Here is a 9,695-nt window from a genome sequence, read left to right as displayed (position 1 = left end):
TTTGTGCGTATTTTTAGAATTCAACAAAAACGGGGCTGCCAGAAGTCAGTTTTCACTGACTTTCTGGACAGCCCCTTCTTTTCTTTATTTTCTCATATTCACACCGATCATGCCTCCGAAAGCACCGGCAAGAAGCGCTACTCCGAGCAGTAGAAGGCTATGTATTGATATTGAAGCATTCGATGCAAGAAAGCTTACGATCATGATTATGATGCCATATAGCAATCCAAGGAGAGAACCATTGTACCACCCTTTGCTTTCGGAGCGTTTGCCAGCCGCGAAGCCCCCTGTCAGAGAAGCGACTGCATGAATAAGGAAAGCATGCGAGGGCAGGCTGCTTTCTTTCATTTCCGTAAAATGCAAAAGCAGAGACAGCAATAATGCTCCAACGGCTAACCAAATGATGGAGTAAAGCACTCCTGCAAGTAATGGTGAAGCGATTAAAGGCGGTTTTGGAGCTTGTTTAACCGAGCTCATCAGATTTCCTCCAATCTTAAGAACGTATTACTTAACCATATGGTCAAGCTCATTGGAATAGTACAGGTAGCGATATTTTGGAGCATGTAATTATTTAATCCTCATCTGTTGCCATATATTCGTGTAAGACAAACAGTATGATGTGATCAGGTGTAGGTCAGAATAGCTGTACGGATAAATACAGCTGACATCAGTTGGCATGATAATGTCGAGGAGGCGGATTCCGTTGGAATATGGGGGCCTGTTGATCCGGACGGTGATCATTTATTTCGTAGTATTTCTCATCATGCGCTTTATGGGCAAGCGTGAAATTGGAAAGCTGTCGGTGTTTGATCTTGTTATTTCGGTTATGATCGCAGAAATTGCTGTAATTGTGCTGGAGGATATGGAACGCTCGCTTTGGAGCGGGATTTTACCAATGGTTGTATTGCTGCTGATTCAAGTAGGAAGTGCGTTTATGACTATGAAAAGCCGCAGGATGAGGCTTTTATTTGACGGTAAGCCAAGCGTCATTATTGACAAAGGCAAGCTGAACAGCGAAGTGATGCGTAAGCAGCGGTACAATCTCGACGATCTCATGCTTCAGCTTCGCGAAAATAAAATTAGCGCTGTTTCCGACGTTGAATTTGCAGTTTTAGAGACGAGCGGCAAGCTTTCTGTCATTCCAAAGCAGTCATCTCCGGACATGGAGGACGGAGGGGCTAATGAAGGCGACGGCCAAGCAGGGAGGCAGGAGGATAAAGGTATATCCAAGATCATTCCAAAAAAATTCCGTTTTGAAATATTGCCGATACCGCTTATTATGGACGGAAAGGTTCAAGATGAAAATTTGGAAAAGCTCGAAAAAACAAGATTCTGGTTAAAAAATGTGCTGCAGGAACAAGGCGTATCCGATTTCAAGGACGTTTTCTTTTGCACAATCGATCATAGAGGGAAGCTGTTTGTTGATATGCATGAACGTAAACCGCGTTTCTAGAGAGGGAATTATCCCTTTCCGGAAACGCGTTTGTACGTGGTGCATATTATTATTTAAACCATCTGCCGAGTATAGGGATACGCATGATGTCATGCCGATCGATAATTTTCATCAAAATCATTAGGAGCAAGTAAACAACTACACTAGCTGCACAGGCAAGCAATAAATTGATCCATTCCGCAGGCAGCAGCTGTCGATTCATCGTGTATTGTGCAGAAGCTCCCATAACGACCATGGCCGCCCCAACTTTCACAAAATCGAATAGCCTCATATAAAAGCCGATATAACGAAGAACGCTTATGCCATGCAATACGGTGACAAGCACAATATTAACATTAATGGCAATTAAGGCGCCAAATATGCCGAAATCGGGGTCCGAGGCAAGCTTAATGATAAGCAAGAGCTTCACAACAGCACCGATCAGCGTATTGACAAGAGCCGTACCAGGTTTGTCCAAAGCCTGAAGCGCTGCTTGAAGAGGGGCTTGCAAGTAAATGAAGATGCCGACGGGAGCGATAAGCTGAAGCATGGGTGCAATATCGGCATGATCGTAAAGAATTCTGCAGATGGGCTCTGCGAATAAAGCCATGACTACGACAAATGGTGCTCCAGATACAAGAGCAAGGCGCATGGACTGATGCAGTCTTTTATGGATGAGCACTTTGTCACCTTTAGCTGCAGCTTCGGACAGAGACGGTACTAGCGAAACGGCAAGAGAATAAGTTAAAGCCGTTGGAAGCAGTATTAGCGGCACGATCATCCCCTGAAGGGCGCCATATTGCGCAGTTGCGATGCCCGAAGCAATGCCGGCGGCAATTAAGCTTCTTGCAGTGAAAATAGTTTCAAGCAAATAAGAGAAGGAGCCGACCATTTTGCTCGCGGTTACGGGTATGGATAGAGTAAGCAATTTTTTTAGCACGGGTTCGTCTTTTATGGTTGGAGTATTCGTTTCAACAACGAGTGTTTTCCTTACGTTTTTTTTCTCCCGGTAATACTTCCACAACATGACGAGCAGACCACCAATCTCTCCGACAACAACACCAAGCATTGCCCCAGCTGCTGCCCATTCTAAACCTAACGGAAGCAGGAAATAAGCAAACCCAAGAGAGGCGATAATGCGCAGCACGGTTTCCGTGATCTGAGAGACTGCGCTTGGAATCATGTTCTGTTTTCCTTGAAAATATCCTCGGTACACGGCCGAGATCCCGCTAATTAGCAATAATGGCGTCATGGATAAGAATGTCCGGTAGACGCGCTCATCGGGAAGCACATGATTAGTAATCCACGGAGCAAATAGAAGCATAGCTCCTGTCATGATCACTCCAAGCGATACGACTAGGCCCATGGCAGCTCTGAAAATATATTTGACCCGAGCGTAATCGCCTTGAGATTCGGCTTCTGCGATCCATTTGGCTACCGCAAGCGGTATACCGCCTGTAATAATTGTCAGCATGACGGTAAGAAACGGAAAGCTAAGCTGATATAGACCAACGCCCTCCGCGCCAATAATACGCGGAAGCGCAATACGAGGAACAAAGCCGAGAAGACGGTTAATAATGCCGGCAGCCAGCAAGATCATCGCACCCTTAATAAATGTTTGCTTCGTCATAATGATTGACCTCATCTCTATCGTGGAATCGCAGTATCTAGCCTTTTCTATGGTAAGGATGAAGCGTGAGACAGGCAGGTACTATCATCTTTATGCGCGGCATGTCCATTTCAATGTCACTCATTTTTAGAGATTGTTGAATAAACGGGCAGGAATTTGGATTCATGACATCGAATACTTTGTCAAGACGGTTTAGGCGGATGCTTGCGAAGCAGGTTTAACGGTCGTAAAGCTATAGCTTCTGGGAGGGAACAGCAGCATGGAGGACGAGGATTTAAACCTAGTGATTGAGGAGCTCTGCAACAGCAAGGCGGAAGAATTTCGGCAGATTGGCTACGAGTATGTGACCGGTAAGGAAGTATGGGAATGCGTCAGTGAAAAATATATAAAAAACGGACAACCTGAGCTGCATCAGCTGGTTAATGATATTTTGTCACTGAAGGTAACCAGGTTTATGAATTTCATGACAATGAGCGCATACAAAGGAACCTCATTCTAACTTGGAAGAGGTTCTTTTTTTGACTCGATTTTGCGACGTCTGTATAATAGGAATATTGAAATGATGAAAGGGAGCCTACAGTCAATGAAACGTATGGTTGCATTTGTGCTAATTGTAGTCTTGTCATTTGTTTTAATTGGAGTGACAAGCCCGACACTAGTGAACAAGGTCAAGCTAGGACTCGATCTAAAAGGCGGATTTGAAATTTTATATGAAGCGGAAACCATTCCGCCGGGAGGCACCGTAACACATAATGCGCTCATTGAAACGGCTAAAAGCCTCGAGCAGCGTGCCAACGTGTCTGGTGTTGCAGAGCCAGAGGTATTGCCAGAGGGCAATAATCGGATCCGTGTGAGAATAGCTGGCGTATCAGATGAAGCAGCGGTTAGAGAAACTTTGAAAAAACCGGCTGAGCTGACATTCCGAAGCATGGTGGGCTGTACGGAGGAGCAAGGATTTTGTAAGACAGAGCTCATCGGAACCGACTTTGTAGAAAATGGAGCCGATGTTGTTCTTAATCAAATGAACGGCTATGACATTACGCTTAAAATGAAAAGCGCTGATAAATTCGGAGATCTGACAAAAAGTATTGCGCAGCAGCCTGAAGGAAAAAATTTGCTGGCTATTTATTTGGATGATCGTCAGTTAGCTGCGCCTAGGGTTGGTTTTGAAATTAGAGACACGAACGCCTCTATTGAAGGCAGCTTTACTCGTACCGAGGCAGATGAGATTGCTCAGACGATTAATCTAGGGGCGCTTCCGCTTAAGCTTACGGAGAAATATATGCAAAGCGTGGGTGCAACGCTCGGACAAGCTTCACTTCAGGAAACGATGTTCGCTGGTATTCTTGGAACGGTGATCATCCTGTTGTTTATGCTCGTGTTCTACCGTCTGCCAGGTATAGTAGCAAGCATTTCGTTAATTGTGTACATTTGGCTGCTGCTTGTCGGTTTCTGGCTGATGGGTGCAACGCTGACTCTGCCAGGTATCGCAGCTTTTATTCTTGGTATCGGCATGGCAGTGGATGCGAATATCATTACGTATGAACGGATCAAAGAGGAAATGTTGAGCGGAAAGAGCGTAATGTCCTCTCTGAAGGCAGGCTCGAAGAATTCACTTCGTACGATTCTTGACGCTCAAATAACGACTGCGATTGCAGGTTTTGTGTTATTCTTTATTGGTACCGGTTCTGTAAAAGGCTTTGCAGTAATTCTCATTATGAGTATTATCGTTAGTATTATTACTAACGTCATTTTCTCGAGAATGCTTCTTGCCCTCCTGATCCGAAGCAACCTGCTGAATAAACCTTCATATTACGGTGTTAAGGAGAGTGAAATCCGTGCGCTTTAATCGAGATTACAGCTTTATCAAAAATAGACGGTATTTTTTCATCTTCTCCATTGCCATTAGTGTGATTGGTGCCGTAATGCTTGCTGTGTTAGGTTTAAATTACGGTGTGGATTTCAAAGCAGGCTCTAACGTGGATATTGCCGTAACTAAAAGCATGTCAGATCAGAAAGCGGAGATTGAACAATATCTTAGCGAGGCTGGCTTCTCCAACTCTACAGTTACTGTAGGTGCGGATCGAGTCGGTATTCGTTTTGACGAGGTGCTTCAGCCCGATAAGGAAAATCAATTGAAGATTGATTTTGCTAGTAAATTTGACCCAAATGCATCAATGGAGGTTAACACCGTTGACGTTGAGATGGCGAGAGAGCTGCAAATGAATGCGCTGATCGCTATGCTTGTAGCGAGCCTCGGGATCATTGTATATATTGCAATTCGCTTTGAATGGCGTTTTGCGATTGCTGCGATTATTTCCCTCGCACATGATGCTTTCATCGTTATTAGTGTCTTCTCGATTTTGCGGCTTGAGGTTAATCTGCCGTTTATTGTAGCGGTTCTAACAATTATTGGTTACTCCATTAATGATACGATTGTCGTATTTGACCGTATTCGGGAAAATTTGCGATTCTCAAAAATTCGCAGCAGTCAAGACTTGGCTGCAGTTGTCGATTCGAGTATTTGGCAAACGATGGCTCGCTCCATTAATACGGTCATAACGGTAATATTTGCAGCGCTTTGCTTGTATATTTTTGGCAGCGAGTCGTTGAAAATGTTCTCGCTTGCTATGCTCATCGGTTTGATAAGCGGCGGATATTCCTCCGTATTTATTGCAAGCCCGATATGGTATGTACTGAAGAATAAAGAAAAAAAGAAGAAGCCAGCAATAAATGCGCAAACAGCGCCTTAAGAGTTCTGAATGCTTACGAGGTGAGTTTGCTGCGCAAACTTTTTAGGAGGTACAAATGTCAACCGCACAGCGATATGCAAAAGCAGAGTCCGCAAGCTGGGCCGGCTTATGGGGGAACATGCTGCTTGCATTGTTGAAAGGGATAGTAGGCTGGTTGTCAGGAAGCAAAGCGCTGCTGGCAGATGCATTCCGTACAGCCGCGGAAGCGGCAGCATCCGGCGCGGCCTTGACTGGCATAAGAGCAAGCCGTCGTGTCAAGATGACTAGGCTGAATGCAGCTTCAGGGGCTGAGCATAGGAGAGGGGAGACGACGACAACGATTCTGTTGTCTGTCGTCCTTCTTCTAATGGGGCTTGAAATTGGAATTTCCGCTATTCGTGCTGTTGCGAATAGCTTAACGGAAGCCCCTCACTGGAGTGCTGCATTAGCGATTGCTATTGGATTTGTGCTGCAGCAGCTCTTCTTGCCCGCCAAAGATCGGCTAACAGGCATTTATTGCTCTTTAACGGCTTTGGTTGGAACGGGTGGAGCTGTCATTGGCAAAATATTAGCAATTCCTGTGCTTTATTATTGTGATCCGGCAGCAGCGCTTATCATAGCTGCCATTGTTATGCAAAATGGCTTTAAGATGGTTGCTGTCCTCGCTCGCAAGGATAACAAGGAGACAGCTGATGAGGAAGACTCAGACGAGCTTATGCAGCTTGTACAGCGAGTTGAGGGTGTTGTAACGGTGCAGTCAATTCGAGCCAAAGAGCATGGACACTATGTCTTTGCCGAGATGGTCATCAGCGTGAATCCGAGAATTACCGTTTTAGAAGGGCAAGAAATTGCCAAAAGAGTAAAGCAGCTCGTGATGAAGCGATTTATTCATGTGACGGATGTATTGATTTATGTTGAGCCTTATGATCCGGGTTACCCGTATAAATCCAATCATGATCCGAATCAGGAGCAAATGCCGACACTGCTGCAATAAGAGCTTGCAACCAGCAGGAGAAGGGGGTGCCGAATGATTCATAGAAAGACACGATGGGCTGTCGCGCCTTGGCAGCCAGCGGATGAAGACAAGGCCAAGGAGCTGGCCTCCCAGCTGACCTTGCCGCCGCTTGTGGCCAGATTATTAGTGCAGCGGGGCCACGCTGAAGTCGATACCGCAGAAAAGTTTTTGCGGGGAGGGCAGGAGCATTTTTATCATCCGTATAAGCTGCTGGGAATGAAGGAGGCCGTTGAGAGGATCAAGCTGGCTGCCGAACGAAATGAGAAAATCCGTATTTATGGCGACTATGATGCGGATGGTGTATCGAGCACCTCTTTGCTCGTCCATCTATTTCGTTATTTGAATTACAATTTTGATTATTATATTCCACATCGCTCATTGGAAGGATATGGTCTCAATCGCAAAGCGATTGCACTTGCTGCTGAGGAAGGCGTACGGTTAATCGTAACGGTCGATACAGGCATTAGCGCTTATGAGGAAGTCGAATATGCGAAGGAGCTTGGCATGGATGTCATCGTTACCGATCATCATGAGCCGCCTGAGCAAATTCCAGCTGCAAGCGCAGTTGTGAACCCGAAGCAGAAGAACTGTCCTTATCCGTTCAAAGGTCTTGCAGGCGTAGGCGTTGCTTTTAAATTAGCGCATGCTCTGCTTGACCGTCCCCCTCTGGAATGGGCAGATATCGTAAGCCTTGGAACGATTGCCGACTTGATGCCGCTGACGGATGAGAATAGAATCATTGTGAGATATGGTTTGGAAAGCCTGCGGAGCGATGCAAGAATCGGATTTCGCGCGTTAGCGGAAGCTGGCGGCATTGAGCTTAGCTCCATTACCTCAACGGGAGTAGCGTTCGGAATGGCGCCGCGCATAAATGCTGCAGGCAGATTGGATCATGCAAAACGTGCAGTCGAACTGCTCACAACCGAAAATTATGACAACGCCATACTCGTTGCTGCTGGCTTGGACAGCTTGAACAAGGAGCGGCAGCGCATTGTGGAGAGCATTGTTAAGGAAGCGGAGCTGCAATGGGCTGCGAAGTGCGAGAAAGCGTCGGCGGCGGGTATAGAGGCTCCTCCGGTTATCGTGCTGGCAGGGGTAGGCTGGAACGTTGGCGTTATTGGAATTGTGGCCTCTAAGATTTTAGAGCGGAATTATAAACCGGTTATTATTCTTGGTATAGATGAACAGACCGGCATGTGCAAGGGTTCTGCACGATCAATTGAAGGCTATGATCTCCATGCTGCTTTAACCGCATGTGACGAGCTCCTTGATCACTACGGCGGCCATCAGGCCGCTGCCGGCATGAGCCTCCATCGAGATCAATTAGAGACGTTTGAGAAGCGCCTCGGCGAGCTCGCGACGATGTGGCTGTCTGAGGATGATTGGATTCCAAAAACAACGGTGGATCTTTTATGCACCGTCAACGAGGCGACAATCGATACCATTTCAGATTTAGCTTTGCTGGAACCGTTCGGGATGGGCAATCCATCGCCGCGGCTTCTTTTTCAAGGCGCCGAGCTTTCTGACCGTCGCACGATCGGCAAGGAGTCCAACCATTTGAAGCTGACATTAGGCAGCGGACGCCGAATATTAGATGTTATTGGCTTTGGCATGGGAATGCTGTCGGAGAGTCTGCAGCCTGGACGAAAAGTAGATGTTGTTGGGGAATTGTCTATCAATGAGTGGAACGGCCAGCGTAAACCGCAGCTGCAGCTTCATGATCTTCACTTTGATCCGGAGAGCGGAGCTGTTTTTCCTGAACGCGAACATTTTGGACTTATTTATCAACAGCTTAGACAGCTGGGCCAAGCGCCCCTGCAGGGTCTTGCCGAACGGCTGGCAAAGCAGAGCGAGTTGACCTTAGGGACCGTTAGGCTTATGCTTGACGTATTCGAGGAATTGCAGTTTATTGAATTGCAGAATGATCGCATGATTGCGGCAGCCTCACCGCAAAAAAGAGAATTAACGAGCTCGGAGCGTTATCTTGCGGCGAAGCGAGAATTCGAGAAGTCTCATTTGCAAGCATTAGGAATGAATTCATAACTAAGATGATAGAATGGAAAGGGTTGACAGTACGTGTCTAACACAACATACAATTTTAAAGATTACATCCGGGTAATTCCTGATTTCCCGCAGCCTGGCATCCGTTTCAAGGACATTACAACCTTGCTTAAGGATGGTGCGGTTTATCGTGCGGTTATCGAGGAAATGCGTGAAGCCGTTCAGCATATGCAGATCGATATCGTCGCCGGCCCAGAGGCTCGCGGTTTCGTTGTTGGCGCTCCGCTTGCTTTGGCGCTTGGCGTAGGATTTGCTCCGATTCGTAAAAGCGGCAAGCTGCCTGGCGAGACAATTACAGCGAACTACGATTTGGAATATGGCAATGACCAGCTTGCTATGCATAAGGATGCGATTATGCCTGGTCAACGTGTCTTAATCGCCGACGATTTGCTGGCAACCGGCGGCACGATCGCAACCTCGATCAATCTTATCCGCCAGCTGGGCGGCGAAGTGGTGGGTGCTGCATTTCTAATTGAGCTGGCATACTTGACCGGTCGCGATAAGCTTGACGGAATCGAAGTCACTTCATTAATGACTTACGAGTAATTGCCGACATGTCGCAAGCGATTTTGTAAACCGCCTTGCTCCTCCGCATAAACTCGGAGGAGCAAGGCGGTTTTTTTTATCCATAAATGAAGCTTGTATGATAACATCGCTCGAATAGTTGACGCGGTAAGGCTATTACAGGCATAATATTATAAAAACTCGGATAACGCATGAATGGGAACCGCCAGGAGTGCTAATCAAAATAGAAGGAAGCAGTCGTTTTACTTCAATCACTTCAATTTACCGCTTATATTTCATCGCGAAACGAGCTATTCCCGC

The 9,695-nt window shown here is 46.5% G+C and carries 9 protein-coding genes; 7 read left to right on the top strand and 2 right to left on the bottom strand.

Going from position 1 to position 9,695, the window contains the following annotated elements:
- Positions 1-84 precede the first annotated feature (84 nt).
- Positions 85-477, bottom strand: coding sequence for a TIGR04086 family membrane protein (locus tag ACO9K6_RS17310; protein ID WP_424768797.1), 393 nt, complete (start codon positions 475-477; stop codon positions 85-87).
- 286 nt (positions 478-763) lie between these two features.
- Here ACO9K6_RS17310 and ACO9K6_RS17305 point away from each other — a divergent pair, with 286 nt between their 5' ends.
- Positions 764-1,453, top strand: coding sequence for a YetF domain-containing protein (locus ACO9K6_RS17305; RefSeq protein WP_424768802.1), 690 nt, complete (start codon positions 764-766; stop codon positions 1,451-1,453).
- 49 nt (positions 1,454-1,502) lie between these two features.
- Here ACO9K6_RS17305 and spoVB read toward each other — a convergent pair whose 3' ends face one another.
- Positions 1,503-3,062 carry a stage V sporulation protein B gene (gene spoVB / locus ACO9K6_RS17300; protein WP_424768796.1) on the bottom strand — a complete coding sequence of 520 codons (1,560 nt, stop codon included), beginning with the start codon at positions 3,060-3,062 and terminating at the stop codon, positions 1,503-1,505.
- 259 nt (positions 3,063-3,321) lie between these two features.
- Between spoVB and ACO9K6_RS17295 the strand changes: the two genes are divergently transcribed.
- From ACO9K6_RS17295 to ACO9K6_RS17270, 6 genes are all read left to right on the top strand, one after another.
- The gene (locus tag ACO9K6_RS17295) at positions 3,322-3,561 is read left to right on the top strand and encodes a post-transcriptional regulator (RefSeq protein WP_424768795.1); all 240 of its coding nucleotides are present in this window, start codon (positions 3,322-3,324) and stop codon (positions 3,559-3,561) included.
- Between the two features lie 84 nt (positions 3,562-3,645).
- Positions 3,646-4,911, top strand: a complete 1,266-nt coding sequence (gene secD / locus ACO9K6_RS17290; RefSeq protein WP_424768794.1) for a protein translocase subunit SecD — start codon at positions 3,646-3,648, stop codon at positions 4,909-4,911.
- Positions 4,901-5,815: a protein translocase subunit SecF gene (gene secF, locus ACO9K6_RS17285; protein WP_424768793.1), complete on the top strand. Its 915-nt coding sequence runs from the start codon at positions 4,901-4,903 to the stop codon at positions 5,813-5,815. The genes secD and secF overlap by 11 nt, the downstream gene beginning before the upstream one ends.
- 55 nt (positions 5,816-5,870) lie before the next feature.
- A complete protein-coding gene (locus ACO9K6_RS17280; RefSeq protein WP_424768792.1) occupies positions 5,871-6,788 on the top strand; it encodes a cation diffusion facilitator family transporter in 918 nt (305 codons plus the stop codon).
- Between the two features lie 33 nt (positions 6,789-6,821).
- Positions 6,822-8,852 carry a single-stranded-DNA-specific exonuclease RecJ gene (gene recJ / locus ACO9K6_RS17275; protein WP_424768791.1) on the top strand — a complete coding sequence of 677 codons (2,031 nt, stop codon included), beginning with the start codon at positions 6,822-6,824 and terminating at the stop codon, positions 8,850-8,852.
- 33 nt (positions 8,853-8,885) lie between these two features.
- Positions 8,886-9,416: an adenine phosphoribosyltransferase gene (locus tag ACO9K6_RS17270; protein ID WP_424768790.1), complete on the top strand. Its 531-nt coding sequence runs from the start codon at positions 8,886-8,888 to the stop codon at positions 9,414-9,416.
- The last annotated feature ends 279 nt before the right edge of the window (positions 9,417-9,695 follow it).

It is taken from the genome of Paenibacillus praedii (genome assembly GCF_049725345.1).
Taxonomy (GTDB): Bacteria; Bacillota; Bacilli; order Paenibacillales; family Paenibacillaceae; genus Pristimantibacillus.
This window is presented reverse-complemented; position numbering and strand designations above follow the sequence as displayed.

Bases quoted from the DNA above. Each gene is read 5' to 3' on its own strand.
- ACO9K6_RS17295 (WP_424768795.1), top strand. From the start codon at position 3,322: ATGGAGGACGAGGATTTAAACCTAGTGATTGAGGAGCTCTGCAACAGC.
- secD (WP_424768794.1), top strand. From the start codon at position 3,646: ATGAAACGTATGGTTGCATTTGTGCTAATTGTAGTCTTGTCATTTGTT.
- ACO9K6_RS17280 (WP_424768792.1), top strand. From the start codon at position 5,871: ATGTCAACCGCACAGCGATATGCAAAAGCAGAGTCCGCAAGCTGGGCC.
- ACO9K6_RS17305 (WP_424768802.1), top strand. From the start codon at position 764: ATGCGCTTTATGGGCAAGCGTGAAATTGGAAAGCTGTCGGTGTTTGAT.
- spoVB (WP_424768796.1), bottom strand. From the start codon at position 3,062: ATGACGAAGCAAACATTTATTAAGGGTGCGATGATCTTGCTGGCTGCC.
- recJ (WP_424768791.1), top strand. From the start codon at position 6,822: ATGATTCATAGAAAGACACGATGGGCTGTCGCGCCTTGGCAGCCAGCG.
- ACO9K6_RS17310 (WP_424768797.1), bottom strand. From the start codon at position 477: ATGAGCTCGGTTAAACAAGCTCCAAAACCGCCTTTAATCGCTTCACCA.